Consider the following 19665-nt stretch of genomic DNA (forward strand, 5'->3'; position numbering starts at 1 on the left):
TGTTCGAGCATGTGTGTCAGGGTTCAATCGGATCGATGCTGACCTTTGGCTGACTTTCCTGACTAAAAGTCATCTGCCTCCAGAGCCAGGTCAGCGCGGGCCGGCACGGCCCCTGCCCGACCTCCTCACCCACCGCGGCACCGCTGATCGTGGCCCGGTTGGCCAAGAGCAAGTGCGCCCCCGCCCGGCTCGAACCCTCTGCGCCACCAACGTCGGCTGGGCCACACCCTGCGGTGGGGCGTTCCGCTGCCGCCGAGCGTGAGACACCTCTGGTGCGGAGGGGGCTCAAGAGGCGAAGATGATCAGGGAGGCGGTGGTGAAGGGAGTGGCGCGGCGGATGGACGGTCGGCGGAACACGGCACCACACCTGGTCGTACGGGCCGCGGGAGGTGTCCCCTCGGTCGCCGCGACTCCCTGCCCCGGCGACGTGCCGGACCACCGTCCGCAGCCGCGGGCACCCAGTTTCGTCGGCCGGAAGGACGAACTGCGCGAAATCCTCGACGTACTGACGCCCGGACGGCCGTCGGCCCTCGTCGTGGTCGAGGGTGAAGCCGGAGTCGGCAAGAGCCGTTTGGTCCGTGAGGCCCTGGCGGCCCGTGAGGCCGAGGCGGGGCAGGACACGGGCGGTACGCTGATCGCCGTCTGTCCACCCTTCCGGGAGGCGCTCACCTTCGGGCCGATCATCGACGCGGTCCGGGACGCGCGTCCCGCCGGACCCGCCGGGCTGGGCCTTTCCCCCCTGGCGGGTGCCCTTCGCCCGTTGCTGCCCGAGTGGTCCGAAGATCTGCTGCCCGCACCCGAGCCTCTGCCGGATCCCGGTGTCGCCCGGCACCGTCTGCTGCGCGCGCTGGCGGAGCTCCTCGACCTGCTGGCCGTGCGTGTCCTGGTGGTCGAGGACGTCCACTGGGCGGACGACGCCACCCTCGACTTCCTCCTCTTTCTCGCCACCCGTCCTACGCGCACCATCAGCCTCGTCCTGACCTACCGTCCCGAGGACCTCCCGCCCGGCTCCCTGCTGCCTCGCCTGACCTCCCGCCCAGCCGCCGGCGTCCGGCACGTCCGTGTCGCCCTGCGTCCCCTGGATGTCGCGGACACCGCAGCACTGGTCTCATCCATGCTCCACGGCGACCATGTCTCCGACGCCTTCTCCACCTTTCTCCACGCCCGTACCGACGGTCTCCCGCTCGCACTGGAGGAGTCCGTCCACCTGCTGCGTGACCGCGCCGACCTGGTGCGCCGCGAGGACGAGTGGGTGCGGCACGCCCTCGCGGACATCGCCGTGCCTCCCACCATCCGCGACGCCGTCGCCGAGCGCGCCGCCCGCCTCGACCCGGATGCCCGCACCGTGCTGGAGGCCGCCGCAGTCCTCGGCGAACCCGCCCCCGAAGAAGTGCTGTTCGTCGTCGCCGGACTCGGAGCCGACCGTGCCCGCCCTGCCGTCGACGGGGCCGTCCGCAGCGGCCTGCTCGCAGAAGGCCGGCACGGGCGGCTCGCCTTCCGGCACGCCCTCCCGGCCCAGGCCGTGTACGACGGCCTGGGCGTCCGCGACCGTGCCCGTCTGCACGCCCGTGCCGCCGATGCGCTGGAGGCGGGAACACAGCCCTCTCCGGCCCGCCTCTCCCACCATTTCCGCGGCGCCGGTGACACGGCGCGGTGGCTCCGCCACGGCGAACAAGCCGCCGATCTGGCCCTTGCCGCCGGCGACCAGCGGACCGCCGTGGCCTTCGTGCACGACCTGCTGACCGTCCCCGGCCTGTCCGCCCGCGACATCGCCCGGCTGGTCCGGAAGGTTCCGCTGCACACCTACGGAAGCTTCCACAACCGGGACGAGGTCCTGCGCACCCTGCGGGACTGCCTCGCCGGTGAGGACCTTCCGGCGCGGGACCGGGCCGACGTCCGCATGCAGTTCGGTAGAATTCTGCACGCCGCCGGAGAACTCCGCCCTTCCCAGGACGAGTTCGAGCAGGCGATCCAGGGCCTCGCCTCCGATCCCTCCGAGGCCGCACGGGCGATGATCCTGCTCGGCGTACCGACGGACTCGCCGCTGCCCGTGGCCGAACACCGCCGCTGGCTCGACCGGGCCGCAGAACTGATGAACCATCACATAGCAGCCGAAAAAAGGCTGTTCTACGTCGTCAGCTGGTCCAACGCCCTCATCCAGCTCGGGGACGAGGCCGGCTGGCAACCCGTCGACGGTTTCCTCCGCGACGAGACCCGCGTGAATCCGGGTGACGTCCTCCAGCTGAACCGAGGCTTGCTCAACTCCGGTGCGGGTGCGATGAACTGGGGCCGTTACGCCCTGGCGCGGCAGCTGCTCACCCGCGCCCTCGACCAGGCGGTCCGTCACCGGATCTCCGGCCAGCACATGATGACGGCGGCCAACCTGGTCCACCTGGACTGGTTCTGCGGCCGGTGGGAAAGCTTCCCCGGCCGTGTACGGGCTCTCGCGGAGTCCGACGACGACCCGCGCTTCCTCGCCGAAAAACTGCTGCTCCTCGGCCTGCACGACCTTGCCGCGGGTGAGAGGCGGACCGCCGAGGACCGGCTCGCCACTGCCCTGGACGAGGGCCTGCGCGGCGGCGACCTGCTCCTCCAGGCCGAGCCCGCCGCTGCTCTCGGCCGCCTCTTCCTCGCCGCCGGCGACACCGGCCGGGCCCTCGCGGCCACCGAGAAGGTGACCGGCACCGTGACCGCGAAAGGCCTGTGGGTGTTCGGCGCCGAACTCATGCCCGCTCGGGTCGAGGCCCTGCTCGCCGCCGACCGGCCCGACGACGCCGAACGGCTGGCCGACGCCTTCACCCGGGGCATGACGGGCCGCGCCATCCCCGCCGCGGCCGCCGCCGTGGCCGTCTGCCACGCACTCCTCACCGAGGCCCACGGGCCCGCCGCCGTGGCCGCCGACGCCTGGGCGGAGGCTGCCGCGGCCTGGCGAGCCCTGCCCCGCCCCTACGAGGCGCTGCTCGCCACCGAGCGCGAGGCCGCCTGCCGCATCGCGGCAGGCGCCTCCGAAACAGACATGGCACTGCTCCATGAGGTGCGGCGTGATCTGGACGCGCTCGGCGCGCGCGGCGACGCGGACCGCGTCGCCGCGGCCCTGCGCGAACGCGGCGAGGCTGCTCGGGTGGTCTGGCGCGGCGGCCGTCGCGGCTACGGCGACCGGCTCTCGCCCCGCGAGACCGAAGTCGTCCGGCTGCTCCTCAACGGCCTGACCAACCGGGAGATCGCAGCCGCGCTCTTCCGGTCGCCGAAGACCGTCGCCGCCCAACTCAAGTCGGCCATGCGTAAACACGGTGTGACCACCCGCACGGCGCTCGCCGTGAGCGCGGCCAAGGCGGGCCTGACCCCGGCCCGTTGACTCCCTGCGGCGCCGCGGTCAGGTCAGTGACTGCCGACCGCCGCCGCGCCCGGCTTCGTCCCCATGCTGCTCCGCCCGGAGTTTTTTGAGGCATCCGCCCAATCGCGAGCGGGCCCGCCCGCACCGGAGACTCGTGCATCACCCAACTGTCCCCGGACCGCACGAGAGTGACCTCCTCCCATGAGCAGCCCGGCTCCCGAGCCGCACCACGAGCCCCCGACCGAACCTCCGCCGCCTGCCCCTTCCCAGCTCCCTCCCGCTCCTCTGCCGCCCCCCGCAGACGGCTACGAACCCCTCTGAACCGCAAAGAGGGCTACGAACCCCCTCCTGAACCCCGGCCCCTCTCCGAAAGGCCCTCCGTGAGCCCGAGATCCGACCGCCGACCGCCCCGCCGCCGACGCGTACGCGACCTGTTCGCGTACGCCGCCGCAGCCTGCATAGGCCTGGGACTTCTGTCCGCCTCGCCCGTGGCCGTCGCGGCGACGGACACCCCGACCGCCGACCCCAGCGTCCAGCCGTACACCCCCACCGACTGCAACACCCCCGCACAGAAGGCGGGTTACGCCCGCTGCTTCTCGATGGTGAACACCCGCACGGACCGGCAGGTCCTGAGCCGGGCTGCGACCACCGGCCCGCCGGCCACCGCCCTCGGCCCCGCGGACATCCAGGCCGCCTACGACCTGCCGAGCAGTGGCGGCGAGGGCCGGACGGTCGCCGTCGTCGACGCCTTCGGCAACTCCCGCGCCGAGGAGGACCTGGCTGTCTTCCGCGAGCACTACGGCCTGCCGGCCTGCACCACGGCCAACGGCTGCTTCCGCAAGACCGACCAGCGCGGCGGCACCGACTATCCGGCCGACGACCCGGGCTGGGCCACCGAGACCTCCCTCGACCTGGACGCCGTGTCGGCCGCCTGTCCGGAGTGCAAGATCCTCCTGGTCCAGGGGGACGACAACTCTTTGGAGAGCCTCGGCGCGGCCGTCGACACGGCCGTCCGCCTCGGCGCCAAGTTCGTCTCGAACTCCTACGGCGTCGGTGGCGAGGCGGCCGACGAAACGCTCTACGACCACCACTACGACCACCCGGGCGTCGTCGTCACCGTCTCCACGGGCGACACCGGACACGTGCAGAGCTGGCCGGCCACCAACCCGAACGTGGTCGCGGTCGGCGGCACCCGGCTGACCGCCGCACCCGGCACCGCCCGCGGCTGGACCGAGGCCGCCTGGGCCGACGGCGGCTCCGGCTGTTCGCTCTTCGAAAGCCGGCCGGCCTACCAGGAGGGCGTCGACACCGGCTGCGACACCCGGTCCACGGCAGACATCTCCGCAGACGCCGACCCGGCGTCGGGCCTCGGCGTCTACGACACCGTCGGCAACGGCGGCTGGCTCCAAGTGGGCGGCACCAGCCTCTCCGCGCCGCTGGTCGCGGCGATGTACGCGCTGGCCGGCGACCCCGCGCCGAACACCTACCCGGTGACCTACCCGTACGCGTACACCGGCGACAGCGGGCTCAACGACGTCACCGAAGGCGCCAACGACTCCTGCGCCGACATCACCTGCACGGCGGGCCCCGGCTACGACGGTCCGACCGGACTCGGTACGCCCAACGGCGTGTCGGCGCTCGCCTTCGGCACCAGCGGCACCCTCACCGGCCGGATCACCGTGCAGGCCGACGGCGCCCCGCTGGCCGGAGCCGTGGTGCGCGCCATGGACACCACGACGGGACGCAGCTTCCACGCGTCGACGGATGCCGACGGCCGCTACACCCTGGCCGCCCGGACCGGCAGCTACCAGGTCACAGCCTCGCTGTTCGGGTACGCCGACGCCACCAGCCCCACCACCACAGTCGCAGAGGGCACGAACGGCACAGTCGATCTGTCCCTCGCCAAGACCGCGACCCGACGTGTCAGCGGCACGGTCAAAGACGGCGCCGAGCACGGCTGGCCTCTCTCCAGCAAGATCACCGTTGACGGCTATCCCGGCGGCGCGGTCTACACCGATCCGGAGACCGGAGCCTATTCCGTCGACCTCCCGCAGGGCGCGACGTACCAGCTGCACTCCACCCCGCTCTACCCGGGCTACCACTCCACCGACCTCAGCGTCGAGGTCGGCGCATCGGACCTGAGGAGGAATCTCACCTCCATACCCGACAAGGCGCTCTGCACGGCTCCCGGCTACGACAACGCCGCCGCGGCCGACTTCGAAGGCTGGACCGGAACCGACCCGAGGAACGGATGGACCGTCAGCGCTGCCGACACCACCGCACCCGGCTGGGAGTTCGACGCGCCCATGGGGCTCGACAACTTCACGGGCGGATCCGGTAACTTCGCCACCGCCAACACCCCCGCCCACGACCTCGCGGCCGAGGACACGGTCCTCACCTCACCTGTGGCCGACCTGCGCGGACACACGGCGCAGCTCGACTTCGACTCCCTGTTCGCCGGCGGTGACGGCGTCACCGCCTCCGTCGACCTCACGACCGACGGAGGGAAGAGCTGGACCACCGTCTGGAAGGCGGTCAACGACCCGGTCGAGATGTCCGCCGGCCACGAGACCGTCCAGCTTCCCCAGGCCGAGGGTCGGGCCCGCGTCCAGGTCCGCTTCCACTTCACCTCCGCCGCGGGCGTCCTCGCGGTCTGGCAGACCGACGGCATCCAGCTCGGCGGGTGCAGCGCCCTCGACGGCGGCCTGGTCACCGGCACCGTCACCGACGGCAACACCGGTAAGCCCGTGAACGGCGCGACCGTCACCGACGCCGCGGCCCCCTACGCTCCCGGCTACTCCGCGGCGACCACCGGTAACGCCGCCGATCCGGGCGGCCGCTATTGGCTGTTCGCGCCGGGCGCGGGCAAGCAGACCCTCACCGTCTCCGCCCCGCGCTACGCGACCGGCACCCACTCGGTGAAGATCACCGCCGGGCGGGTCGACCCGCTCGACCTCGAGGTCGAAGCCGGACACGTGACGGCGAAGCCGACGATCTCGTTCGACGCCGCCCTCGGCCGGAAGACGACCAAGGCCATCACCTTCACCAACACCGGCAACGCACCGGTGAAGGTGGACCTCGGCGAACAGAGCACCGCCGGAGGGACCTCGAAGTCCACCGAAGGCGCCGCCTGGTCGAGCCTGCCGGATTACCCCGAGCGCGTCATGAGCAACGCCGTGAGCAGCTACGGGGGCAAGGTCTACTCCGTGGGCGGCTTCGACCGGGCCATCGGCGCGACTCTTACCACGCACGGGTACGTGTACGACCCGGCCGCCGGCGCGTGGCAGCGGATCGCCGACCTGCCCGAACCGCTCGCCGCGACTTCGTCCGCCTTCGTCGACGGCACGCTGTACGTGGTCGGCGGCCAGAGCAGCGACGCCGAGGCGCGCACCACGGTGCTTGCCTACCACCCCGCGACGGACACCTGGACCCGGGCGGCCGACATCCCGCAAGCCGTCAAGACTGCCGGTGTCGCGGTCCTCGACAGCCGGCTCTACGTCGTCTCGGGCTGCGTGGACGACTGCACCAAACCCACCAAGGCCGCCTACCGGTACACGCCGACGTCCGACCACTGGACCCGGGTCGCCGACTTCCCGACGGCCCTGAACAGCACCACGTGCGCGGGCCTGCCCGGCGAGATCGTCTGCGCCGGAGGCATGGACTACACCGACGGTCTTACGGCGGCGGCCTATGCCTACCACCCGTCGACCGCCTCCTGGGCACGCATCGCGGACATGCCCACCGCCGTGACGGGTGCCTCCGCGACAGGGGCGAACGGGCGGATGCAGGTCCTCGGTGGGTTCACCCACGACACCTTCGCCTCCGCCGCCGCGGTCGAGTACGACCCGATCAGCGGTGCCTGGTCCGAGCTCCCGGACTCGAACTACCCCGTCTACCAGGGCGCGACCGGGTGCGGGCTCTATGAGGTGGGCGGCGGGCAGGGCGTCCGTTCGTACCTGACCGGCGGCGTCCACGCCGAGTACCTGCCGGGTTACGACCAGTGCGAAGGCGACGACGTGTCCTGGCTGTCCGAGACCCGGACCCGGTTCACGCTGAAGCCCGGACACTCGGTCACCATCCCCGTCACCGCCGATGCCGACGCCGTCCCGGCGGCCGGCACGTACAAGGCGGACCTCACGATCGGCACGGACTCGCCCTACACCGGTCAAGCCGTCGGGATCACCCTGACCGCTACGCACCACCGCACCAGCCACTGACCGTTCACGTTCGGACCGGGACATCCGGAGGGGAGAGGTGCAGCCAAGGGCAATGGTGATCGTACGGGGCCCGACAAGCCCGACGTGGAACAGGCCGCGGCAACCCAACTCCGGCGCACGCGCGCGAAAATGGGTTCGCCGGATGAATTGATGGAAGATTTCTGCGTGGGGTCGGCCGGATGATTCTGGCCGGCCCCACGCGCGCGTCGGGCTGTTCACCAAATAGACCGTACGGAGTTCTCGGCGGAGTGGATGCCGTCGGACCGTTCGTACCACTGCGCGTACGCCGTGACGTGGGTCGGCGCGAAGCCGCGCCGAACCCTGGCCGCCGTGGAGTCGGAGCGCCAGGCCCTGCTCGGTGCCAGATACCGGGCCTTCGGGGGAAGGACCACGGCCCCATGCCTCCACATGACGCGAAACGCCCAACGACGATAAAATGGGACCGGTCGTAACGCCTCCGAGTGCACTGCCGCTTCACGGGAGCAGCCATGGTCGACGTCGTTTTCGCCAACGGGGAGAATCCGATAACCCCGAGCATATCGATCATCCACGACGATGAATCGTTCCGTGTCGAATGGGTGGCTTTCAACGCCGGCGCCCAAGACCTTCCGTCCTTCGTCGACCGTCTGCTCGTCGAGAGGATTCCGGAGGGCTGTCCCGGTTCCGACGACGTCGAACACGAGGCCGTCTTCGACAGCGACGTGGACGGGGACCCGGCGGACTTCACCGAACCGGATCTGCTCGCCGGCGAGGCCGGCCCGCTGATGGAGCCCCAGGTGGGGCCATTTCCGGTCGGGGACTACCGGCTCACCGTGACGCTGGCCGACGACCTCGGAGTGGGGCACACGACGTTCCACTGCGTTCCCGTCGTGGCCGCGGACTGAGCCGGCGGACAGGCTCGGGCCGAGGCGGTGCCGAGGGCGGAGCCGGACAACCGTTCCGGTGATACGCACGAGCCGAGGAGAGATCATGCCGTACGGCGGAGCAGCCGCAGGCCCCACGTGCCCGGGAGCGGCGACGGCGGACACCAATGTGCCGCTGAGCAGTTCTCATTGGTACGAGATCGTCAATGACACGGACGCCCCGATCACCGTGGAAATCGCCTGTGAATTGGCCGATTCGGAAGGGAATACCGCGTCCGAAGTCCGCCGTGAATCGATAGCGCCGCAGAGCGACACGACCGCCACGCAGACGCTGTACCTGGCCGCCGCCTATCCCTCGCCGGGCCCGGTGACCGTCACGGCCACCACGACGCTGTCGGGCGATGTGTCGACGAGTGGGTCCAACATGTGCACCTTCAGCGTTTCGGAGGATGCCCTGTTCACGAGGTCCCTGACCGTGAACGCGGGCGGCCCACGGCTCTTCCGCCGTGAGCGACGGACCCTCGCGTCGCCCAGGAACCGTCGTCTGGCCTCTGCCGCGGCCCGCAGGAGCCGCTCGCTGGGGAACCGGGCCCGGCCCCTGGGGTGAGTTCCCAGGCCCTCCGCGTGAGGTGACGGTCCTTCCGGACGATCCGGTGGTCCCGCCGCCTGTCGTCGGCTCGCCTCCCGTTCTCCGTAGGGAGATGTCAGCGCTGTGACCGCTTTCGATCGTTCGGCCTTCCACCATCGGGTGGCCGTGCTTCCTTGGGATCTCGGTGAGTTCACCGCTTTCGTCCGCGGGGACGACGGAACGGTGGAGCATTACGAGGTCTTCGAGGGCGTTGTCATGTCCGGCCCCGAGCCGCTCGGAGGCCATTTCGACTCCGACCCGGTGGTGACCGTGGGCGGAGACGGACGGCTGCATCTGCTCGGCCGGTCGGGGGTCAGGCTCGTCGACTGGTCCTGGCCGGACGCGGGTCGCGTCCAACTGCTGGGGCCGCCCACCGAGGAGACTCTGCCTGGCTTCTGCGTCACCGACCCGGAGATCGTCCACGCCGGAGGGCTCCAGCTCTTCGCCCTCGGGGTCGAGGGATGCATCAGGCAATGGACGCTCGGTACCCGTGGCTGGAACGCCCCGCGGAGGCTGACCCCGGACGTGGCGACCTCCAGGCCGACGGCCATCAGCCGCGCTCCGGGCGCCCTCGACGTGTTCGCCGTCGACGTCGACGGCGCGCTGCGGCACTGGTGGTGGGCCGAGAACCGCTGGAACACCGAGGCGCGGGGCGGTCAGTCGCTCTCGGGCAGGCCCACCGTGGCCTCGTACGATCCTCGACGGCTCGACCTCTTCGCGGTACGGACGGACGGGGTGCCACTGCACTGGGGCTGGGACGGCGGCCGCTGGTTCGACGCCGAAGAACGGCTGGACATGCAGCTCACCGCGTCCAGGAGGATCGCCGCCCGGGACGTGCAGCTCGTCGCGTTCGGCCCCGAACTCCTCCTGCTGGTTGCCGGCACGAAGAACGACGGGACCGTGCGCTGGGTTCTGGAACCTCCGGCTCCGGGCCGCCCCGCCGCCTGGCGCGGCCCCACCGCAACCGTGACCTCCCCCTTCCCACCCACCGCCTGGTCGACCGGGGAACACGCAGAGGTACTGGTGCGCGCCACCGACGGCGGCTTCAGCCGCGAGGACTTCACCCTCGACCCCGAGGGCGGCATGGGCGAGCCGGTGCCGCTGACCGGGGAGTCGGCGGCACTGTTCCCCACCGAGCCGGCGCCGGAGCCGCAATTCATGACCGCCCTGCCGGCCGATCCCGACATGCTGCTGATCAGGCCCGACGACCTGGTGCTCCTCGGGGTGCGCTGGAGCGGCTTCGAGCTCCGGACCCCGGCGGGCGAGCCGGCCGAACTGGTGCCGGGTCCGGTGGCGGAACTGACGGTCCTCTTCCCTCCGCAGCACGTGGTCGAGGAGGTCGTCGCGGACCGAGGGCCTGCCGTGCCCGCAGCGGACCCGTCCCTGACGGGCGGGTTCCCCACCTGGCAGGCAGCCCTGGCGGGGGCGAGCCGGCTCGTGGTGGGATTCCGGACGGACGATCCTCCGGTGCGGCTGACGGCCGAGGGCGTCCTGGACGCCGTACGCCGTGGTCGTCTGGTGCCGGCGAACGGGGTCCAGGACGAGAAGACGGCGATCGAGATCCCCTACGGGCTGGTGCTCTCCCCGCACCCGCCGGAGGGGCTGGACATGCGCGCCACGCATCCGGCCGACGCCGTCAGGTCGGAGTCGAGCACCATCGGCCTCTGGCAGACGACCGTCGCGGTCCAGGACACGGCCGCGGGCGCACCGGCCGGCCTGCGCCTGCACCCGGTCGACATGACCTCGGACGACCCGTTCCCCGTGGCGCTGCGCGGGGGCTCGCGCGCCCGCATCATGCTGGAGGAGCCCACCGCGCGGATCGACCGGCTCACCCTGAGCTCACTGGGCGGATCTCTGACCGCCGCCGGGTCCTGGGACACCTTCGAGTGGGAGCATCTGGCCGCGCTCGGCCGCGACCGGTACATCCGTACGGCGACCAAGGGGGTGCTGTACCCCTTCGGTCACCGGGCCGAGTTCGTCGAGCTGACGGAGCGCGTCTTCGAGGGAACACGCGACGGGGCGGTGGCACACCTGCGGAAGTCGACGGTTCTCAAGGTCACCGAACCCGTCCGGAGCGAACCGGCCGACGCCGCACTCCGGGCGGCTTTCCCCTTTCACGAGGTGGCGATCGAGCGCACGTTCTACGAGGGGCTCGACAGCGAGCCGTGGGGGACCCAGGACTTCCCCGTACCCGAACTGACCGGCCTCCTGGAAGACCGTGGCCGTTGGTCGGACCGCGCCGGCGACCTCTACGAGAAGTTGTACGGCGACATGGGACCCGGCGGAGGCGAACCTCCGGTCGAGGATCTCGCGGCCGGCGCCACCTCCGACGCCGACGAGCCTCTCGACGATGCGTTCTTCGACCCCGAGGACCCGGAGCCCCCCGTCACCCGCTCCGCGGCGGCGCGTTCGTACCTGGACTTTCAGGAGCGGATCGCGCACATCGAAGCGAAGATCGACGCCCTGCCGCACGGTGGGGTCGTGCCGCTCCCCGTCTACATCGTGCCGCGTGTCGGCGGTGTACCCGTCGACTTCCCGGTCCGTGCGGCGGGCCGGGCCGGTGACGTCCACCTGGCGATGCCGCTGGTGTTCGTGTCGGACATCGACCGCCCCCAGGGGCTGTTCACACCGCCCTTCAACTCCCTCACCGACAGCGAGATCGCGCGCAGGCTGGCGGAGACCTACCGGGAGGTGGGTGACGGGGCCGTGGCGGCACACGGTGCCCGGATCGACCTCGTCCGGTCGAGCGCGCCCGTGGAGCAGGACGTCTGCGAGGTGGAGCGTCTGCACGTCGTGGGCACCCCGCACGACGGCGGTTTCCGCCCGCGGCTCGGGGCGGCGCCCGTGCCGGGCGAGCGGCGCCGGGCGGGCGTGGACCGCTGGGCGTTCGACACCGCGCTTCCGGCGGTACGGGCGCTGGTCGGCGCGGACCGGCCACCGATGCGGCTGGCCCTCAGCCCCGCCCTGCTCGACTCGGCGCCCGATCTGAAGGTCCCGTTCGAGGTGCCCGAGGGGGCGGAGGCGCTCGTCACCGACTTCGCCCGGAACACCGCGCGCAGCGGCGGCATCGTGGCGCCCGACATCGTCGCGGACGGCATCTCCCGCCTGAACGGACCGGTCAACGTGGCTGGTCTGCTCGACCGGGCCGGCGGCCACCTGGACCCGAAGAAGATCCTCGGCGACGGAGCGACCCTCCTCGGATACCACCTGTCCGACCTCATCGACGCGACCGCGTTGAAGGAACCGCCGACGATCCTGAGCGACGCGTTGGCGGGCGGCCCTCCGCGGATCACCCTGCAATGGCACGGCGTGGAACTCGACACGGACGAGGGATCATTCGTCACCGGCGACGACTCCGTGCTGGATCTCGACGTCCTGATGGCGCCGGAGGGACAGACCATCACCTGCACGGTGCGGAACGTGGCGCTGGCCCTTCCCGACCGGAGCGAGAGCGGCAAGCTCCTCGAGGTGAGCTTCGACAGCATCACCTTCCTCCAGAGCGGCGGGCAGCCGCCCACCCTCGGGGTCGAAGGTGTCGGGGCAGAGTTCTCCGGGCTGCTGAACCTGCTGAAGGAGCTGCAGGAGGGCGTCGACCTCGGGGGCTCCGGTCCGCACATCGAAGCCTCGTCCGGCGGAGTCTCGGCCTCCTACAGCCTGCCGGTCCCCGATGTGACCGCGGGAGCTTTCCAGTTGACCGGTCTGGTGTTCCACGCCGGGATCGAGGTGCCCTTCGACGACCGGCCGGTCGCGGTCTCCCTCGCCTTCGCCAGCCGGGCAGCCCCGTTCAACCTCTCCGTGCTGATGTTCGGCGGCGGTGGATACGTCGACGTGGTCCTCGACCGGACCGGACTGCGACGGCTGGAGGCCGCGCTGGAGTTCGGCGCCTCGGTCGCGGTGAACTTCGTGGTCGCCTCCGGCGAGGTCCACGCCATGGGCGGAGTCCACCTCCTGAAGAGCGGCGACCAGTTCGACCTCAGCGGCTACCTCCGGCTGGGCGGGCACGTCAGTATCTTCGGGCTGGTCACCGTGTCCATCGAAGTGAGGATCACCCTCACCTACCGGAGCGGAACGAACCAGCTGGTCGGCAGGGCCACGCTGGTGCTGGAGATCGACCTGACGCTGTTCAGCGAGTCCGTCGAACTCGACACCGGCGACTGGGTACTGGCCGGCGGTGAAGGCCGGCGGCAGCGCACGAGCGCACCGGTGGGACCGGGCCCGCAGCCCTCGCCCGCCGATCCGGCCCAGCCGGTGGGACCGGCCACGGAGGAGTGGCGCGGCTACCGCTCCGCCTTCGGGGAAGGACCGACGTCATGAGCACACTCGGCTGGATCGCCGTACCCGGGGGCCGGGCCGAGGCGGACCGCGCGCCGCTGCGCGTACTCGTCGTTCCCCGGCTGACCCGGCAACTGGCCGGTACGCCGATGGAGGACTGGCCCAAGACCGTCAACGCGGCGAACCCGCTCGTCGAGATACGCGAGCCCGGACAGCCCGAGCGCGCGGTCCCGGCCACGGTGCACCGCGACGCCCGCAGTGACACCTGGCACGGCTTCTTCGGCCACGGCATCGAGGTCACCCCCTGGCAGCCGCCCGAGGGGTACCCGCGACCGGAGGTCAGCCCGACCCTGCGGGACCACGACGCCCTGGTCGCCACCTACGCGGCCGCGGCGAGCAGCCCGGGCGACGCGGGGGTCGTCCGGGACGAGTTGCAGAACTGGCGCCGTCCGCCGGACACCGCCGCCGGCGCACAGCCGGACCGGGACCCGGACTTTCCGGTGCTCGACTTCCACCGGGCCGTCTCCTTCCTGCGGGACCACCCCTACGTACTGCAGGCGCTGGGGCTGGTCGTCCGGCTGGACGTGCCGACCGACGCGCTGCCCACGAGCACCGGGCCGCCGTACCCCCTGATCCGGGTGAGCTGGCCGGATTCACCGGTCACCGTCGAGTCTCCGTGGACCGCCTACGAGTTCGACGACACGCACTTCCTGCCTGCCTCCGGCGGTGACATCCGGTCCGGATTCGTCGACCTCTCGGACTCCGACACATGGAAGGTCGTCACGGTCGACGTCGACGGAGGGGTGGACAGACTCCGGGACACCGCCGGCACGGCGGCCGCCGCCGACGGGGACACGGCGGACGAACCGCTGGTGCTGCCCACGCTGAAGTCCGCCGGACTCCTGCTGGCACGTACCGACCGCGAGCAGCAGCTGGCGGACCGCAGCGAACGCGGACGCTCCAGCGCCCGGAGCGGATCGCTCGCCGACCGGGTCCTCGACGCGGAGGACCTGGTCCTCGGATACCGGCTCGATGTCCGGCCGCAGGACAGCAACACCTGGTTCTCCCTGCAGGACCGCACCGCCCGGTACACGATCGACGACCGCCCGGTGGGCCCGGAGACCGAAGTGCGGGAAGAGGGCCACCTCAAACCGAACATGATGGTCAAGAAGGAGGACGGCCTGCACACGGATCAGATCGTGGCCGGCTGGACCGGCTGGAGCCTGGCCGTCCCCCGCCCCACCCTGGACGGTGCGCGGACGACGTCCACCCCCTCCGCGCTCGCCGCCGAACGCATCCCCTACCGGTTCGCCGCGCACGTCGAGGTCGCCGAGCGGAGTCTGCCCGAACTCCGGTTCGGCCGCGCGTACCAGCTGCGCGCACGCGTCGCCGACATCGCGGGCGGCGGGATCCTGCCGGACGACCGCCTCGCGGCCTCGCGCCCGACCGATGAGATCCCCTACACCCGGTGGGAGCCGGTCCCGCCCCCGGACGTGCTGGTCCCCGACGGCCTGCTCGTCGAGGACCCGCGACAGCCGGGCACGTTCCGCGTCAACCACGAACTGCTCGGACCCGGCGGCACCCTGGAACGGCTCGTCGTACGCTCGTCGCCCACCGCCGACGGGCATTTCCGCCCCGACGCGTTCGAGGGCGACCCCGCGTACCCCGTGAACGACCACCGCACCTTCTCGCCACCCGTGACGACCTTCCAGCTCGCGGAGCAGCACGGAGTCCTCAGCGACCCGGCGGAAAACGGTCGCGACCGGGCCACCCGCGCCATCACCGCCGTACCGGGTGCCGGGCTCCCCGACCCGGCCGCCCTCGGGGCCGCCGCCACGGTCATGCCGGAGCCCGCCGGTCCGCCCCGCCGCCTCACCGACGCCCGCCCCTGGGCCGGTACCTGGCCCGGCCACCCGCCCAAACACATCGAACTCGTCCCCGCCGACGACCGCGACGACCCGGCGAGCCTGAACTGGACGACCCCGGGGGGAGGGCCGGCCGCGGAGTCCTCGACGGTGCGGATCTCCGTACCGCCCGGGCAGCGCGTCCTGGTGGAACTGACCTCGACGGTCCTGCAGGACAAACTCGACTGGTTCGAGATCAAGCGGCTGGTCACCGCGGACACCGACGGCGACACGGACGCGAACGGAGTGGAAGACACCGACGACACCGACGACCTCGACGCGGGCAGCGCCGCCCTCAAGGGCCGGCATCCCATGCTGACCCCGCCACGCCTGCTCGAACTCGTCCACGCCGTCCGCCGCCCGCTCAACGCCCCGTCAGGATCCCTGACCTCGTCGAGGCCCCCCGGCAGCACCCATGCCGTCCTGGAACCCCACGACGGGATCTTCGGCGTGCACACGCCGAGCACCGCGCAGCTGGACATCCGCGCGCACTGGGACGAATGGGGTGACACCGCGGCCCCGGTCCCGACCTCGGTTCCCCTGACCCCGCTCGCGGTGTCCCGCGGGGCACGTGCGCTGGCCGAGATCCGCCCGGAGTTCGGCGACACCAAGCACCGGAACATCCGCTGCTCCGTCACCGCGATCAGCCGCTTCCGGGACTGCTTCGCGCCGACCGACGACGAGGAGCAATTCCACGCGAACACCGTCCTCGGCCCGGTGTCGGTCAAGAGCAGCGCCCTGCCCCCGCCCCCCGTGATCGTGTCCGCCGTCCCCGCCTTCCTCTGGTCGGAGGAACCCCTCCCCGGAGGGGGCATCGTACGGAAGCGCTCGGCCGGCCGGCTGCGCGTCGAACTCGGCCGGCCCTGGTACACCACGGGTGAGGGGGAATGCGTCGCTGTGATCGTCCTGCCGGGTGACGAGGACTCCGCCCCCGACGAGGACCGCCCCCTGGTGTCCTGGATCAACCGCGACCCGATCCATTCGACGCCCTCCCCGAAGGCGCTGGCCGACGCGTCCCTGTTCGCCGGTGCCGTTGCCCCGGTCGACGTACCGCTCGTGGAGACCGGCCACGGCGTCCGCGTTCTTCCCTTTCCGGTGTTCCACCACGAGGGCCGCTGGTACGCCGACATCGCGATGCCTGGGGCGGCCGCCTCGTCCTACTGCCCCTTCGCGCACCTGGCGCTGGCCCGCTACCAGCCCGAGAGCCTGGACGGCCTGTGCCTCTCCCGTGTCGTCCGCACGGACATGGTCCCGCTCCTCCCGGACCGTGCCCTGGAGGTCAGGGAGGAACCCGACGGCCTGCGGATCGCCCTCACCGGCCTGAGCCGCGGGGGAAGCCGGCCCAACCGCGTCTTCGCGTCGGTCGAACGGTGCGACGCGCCGGACCTGCCGGGCGCACCCGTCGACCTCACCTCGCTCACCGGAACCCCGCCGGGCTTCCCCGCGTGGGAACGCGTCGCCGGCGCGACGGTCTCCGGCCACACCGGTGAGCCCCTGCCGCCCCTCACGGCTCCGGACGGCCCCGGCCGTCTGAGGGTCCTCGTCCGAGAGGTCGAGGACATCACCCCCTCCTTCGGTGCGGCCGTCGGCACCACCCGCGACATCGCGGACCGCACGGTGTACACGGCCGTCGTGCCGCTGCCGTTGGGGTGAGGACGGCCGATACCGGCCGCTCGTCGAGGTGCGGCAGATCCGCCTCGAACCCGGCTTCCAGCACGTCCCGTTGCCGATCCAACCCGCTCATGCCATGCGGATCCGCACGCGCTTAGAGTGAAGCCGGCAGCCAACCGCCGCGACGAGGGAGCCCGATGTCCGAGCGAACCCCGGACCCGTCCGTTGCCCACTTCGGCCCTGAGGGAATGCGGCGGATCGTCGTGCCCCGGCAGTACGCCATCCTGCCCGACGCCACACGCGAGATGCTGGCGGCGGTCGGGGTGCCGCTGCACGTGAGTCCGTACTTCACGGCGGCCGGCGGGACCGACGGCCTCACCCTGCGGATGTTCTCCGGTCACCGCGGCCTCGTCCTGGAGGACCCGCGGGCCGACTGGGTCCGGATCGGCAGCGACCGACTGGCGCAGATGTGCGTACGGCCCGACGGCGGGGTGCAGGCGGTCTTCCTCGCCCGCCCGGAGCCGGATCTCTTCGTCAGTTCCGACGTGCGCGCGTTCACCGCCGCGCTGGCGGTGTTCGACAGGCGGCTGCCGGTGATCGCGTCGTCCCCGGGCCTGGCGGCCGCGGCGGCGGAGTACCGGGAGCTGGACGCGGAGATCCGGCGGCTCGACCCCGAGGCCTTCGAGGACCGCGAGAGCTGGTGGCCCCGCGTCCTCGAAGACGTGCGGCACACGCTCAACTTTCCGTTCTCCGCCGCGTTCGAGTACGTCGACGGGAGCGGCGGCAAGCAGATAGCCACCGAGAGGACCGCCCCGGGCAGGGCGCATCCCGAGGAGCTGCTCTGGGCACGTCTGTCGGCGCAGGGCATCACTCCGGACCGGGTACGCCGGGTCTACTGCGAACTGGAGCCGTGCATGATGCCGGGGCACTACTGCTCCGCGTGGCTCCAGGCGACTTTCCCGCAAGCCGGGTTCACGCACAGCTTCGACTACGGGGACGCCGCGGTCTCGCGCGAGGAAGGGCTCAAGGAACTGATCCTCCACTCCGCACGACAGGCGGGACGGGCGTGAGAGAGCAGAGGTGGGCCCGGCCGGCGGCGGGCAGGGAACCGGCCGCGGCGGCGCTGCTGGCCTGGCTGGCGGACGCGGAAGCGCCCCGGCTCTGCCTCGTCACCGGCGGCGGGGGGAGCGGCAAGTCCGCGCTGCTGGCGTGGCTCGTCGCCCACGGGAGACGGCCGGGGACACCACCGGAGCGGCGCGTGCACGCCTTCGTTCCCCTCGCCGGCCGCACGGCGACGACGGCGGCCTGGACGATCGCGCACCAGTTGTCGGTGACGGCCCGGACGCCCGGCGCGCTGGTGGACACGCTGACCGGTGACGGCCGCCGTACCGTCGTCGTTCTGCCCGACCTGCACGCCGGCGAAGACCCCGAAGGCATTGCCGAACTGGCCCTGGCCCTCCTGGAGTCGGACCATGTACGGCTGATCGTCGAGGTGCGGAGCGGAACACCGGAGAGGCAAGCGCTCGCAAAGGCCCGGTGCGCGGTGATGGACCTGGACGAGGCGCGGTGGACCGACCCGGCCCGGTGCGCCTCGTGGGCGGAGCGCCCCCGCCGGGTCCCGCCGGAGTCGTCCGACCGCGAGCCGGGGTCCGTGCCCGCCGGCCCTGTCGACCTGAACGATCCTCCCTCGGTCTGCACGGCGGATCCGTGGCACGTCTCCGCCCTCTACGAGCGCTCCGGGGACCCCCACGGAGGGCTGCGGGCGGCCTGGCTGCGGGCCGGTGCCTCGCTCACCCGGGAACAGGCGGCGCCGGAGCGGGCGAACGTCCTACTGGCCGCTCTGGGGAACGACGCGGACCCCCGGCTGTCGGCAGCGCTCGCGCGATGCGCCGAGGGCGCGCGGTGGCGGGTGCGGTGGCGGTGCGTACCGGGGGACGCCCGGCCGCCGTGGCCCGGGCCGGCCCGGGCGCTCGCGACGGGCCGCGGTGCGCTCGACGGACGCCTGGTGGTGACGGACCATCAGGGGACGATCCGCGTGCTGGACCGCGAGGACGCCTCGCCGGTGGGCCGACTCCCGGCATCGCGCCCGCTTTCGGGGGCGTTGGTGGTGGACGCCGACGGAGTGGTGACGAGTCTGGACGCCCACGGCTCGCTCTTCACGCAGGGTGCACCGTCGAACGCCGGGACGGCGGGCTTGTCCGCTCTCCTGGACACCGGCCCGCCGGCGGAGGGCCGGCTCGTGGAGGCGGCGCGGACGTACGTGGCGGGCGTCGCCGCGACCGCACTGGCCGCCTGCGACGGAGTGCTCGCGGTGGGCGACGAAACGGGCACGGTGCGCGCGTTCACCGGCCACGGCGGCGACAGCGACGGACCGGAAGCCGTCACCGCCGCTCTCCACCGGGGACCGGTGACCGCTCTCGCAGCCACCGGTGCCGTTCCGACCGCAGCTGAGTCACCGTCAATTCCCCTGGTGTACAGCGGAGGAGCCGACGGTACCGTCCGGGTGTGGGCCCTGCACGGCGCGGCGCTGGAGACACCCGTGCTCTCACGTCCGCACCCGGTGACCGCGCTGGCGGTGACCACCACGGAGGCGGGGCCGCTCCTGGCCGCCGCCTGGGCGGACGGACTGGTGGCGCACCAGGCCGTGGCCGAGGACGCCGCCCCTCGCGTCTTCCGCCCCGGCCTCCGGGTGAACGCCCTCGCGCTCACCTCTGCCGGGGAGTTGGTCATCGGCACGGACGAGAGCCTGATGTGCCTCGCCCCGTCCGGCGGTCCTCCTGAAGCGGCGCGGTGAGCGCTGCACCCTGGGCGGTCCGTACGGGGATCCGGGCGGTCC

At 72.2% G+C, this 19665-nt stretch carries 8 protein-coding genes; all 8 read left to right on the forward strand.

What is annotated here, in order from left to right:
- Positions 1–298: 298 nt before the first annotated feature.
- The 8 genes from OG599_RS33045 to OG599_RS33080 all read left to right on the forward strand — a co-directional run bounded on the left by OG599_RS33045 (position 299) and on the right by OG599_RS33080 (position 19623).
- Positions 299–3355, forward strand: coding sequence for an ATP-binding protein (locus OG599_RS33045; RefSeq protein ID WP_327179643.1), 3057 nt, complete (start codon positions 299–301; stop codon positions 3353–3355).
- Positions 3356–3714: 359 nt separating this feature from the next.
- Positions 3715–7551, forward strand: coding sequence for a carboxypeptidase regulatory-like domain-containing protein (locus OG599_RS33050; RefSeq protein WP_327179644.1), 3837 nt, complete (start codon positions 3715–3717; stop codon positions 7549–7551).
- 488 nt (positions 7552–8039) lie between these two features.
- Positions 8040–8435 (forward strand): hypothetical protein, encoded by a 396-nt coding sequence (locus OG599_RS33055; RefSeq protein WP_327179645.1) that lies wholly within the window; start codon positions 8040–8042, stop codon positions 8433–8435.
- An 85-nt stretch (positions 8436–8520) separates the two neighbouring features.
- A complete protein-coding gene (locus OG599_RS33060; RefSeq protein ID WP_327179646.1) occupies positions 8521–9021 on the forward strand; it encodes a hypothetical protein in 501 nt (166 codons plus the stop codon).
- A 105-nt stretch (positions 9022–9126) separates the two neighbouring features.
- On the forward strand, positions 9127–13356 hold the full coding sequence (locus OG599_RS33065; RefSeq protein WP_327179647.1) for a hypothetical protein: 4230 nt from the start codon (positions 9127–9129) through the stop codon (positions 13354–13356).
- The gene (locus tag OG599_RS33070) at positions 13353–16871 is read left to right on the forward strand and encodes a hypothetical protein (protein ID WP_327179648.1); all 3519 of its coding nucleotides are present in this window, start codon (positions 13353–13355) and stop codon (positions 16869–16871) included. The genes OG599_RS33065 and OG599_RS33070 overlap by 4 nt, the downstream gene beginning before the upstream one ends.
- 155 nt (positions 16872–17026) lie before the next feature.
- Entirely contained in the window at positions 17027–17899 is an 873-nt protein-coding gene (locus tag OG599_RS33075) for a nucleic acid/nucleotide deaminase domain-containing protein (RefSeq protein WP_327179649.1), read from the forward strand.
- Positions 17896–19623, forward strand: a complete 1728-nt coding sequence (locus tag OG599_RS33080) for a hypothetical protein (RefSeq protein WP_327179650.1) — start codon at positions 17896–17898, stop codon at positions 19621–19623. The genes OG599_RS33075 and OG599_RS33080 overlap by 4 nt, the downstream gene beginning before the upstream one ends.
- Positions 19624–19665: the final 42 nt, after the last annotated feature.

It is taken from the genome of Streptomyces sp. NBC_01335, assembly GCF_035953295.1.
GTDB lineage: Bacteria > Actinomycetota > Actinomycetes > Streptomycetales > Streptomycetaceae > Streptomyces.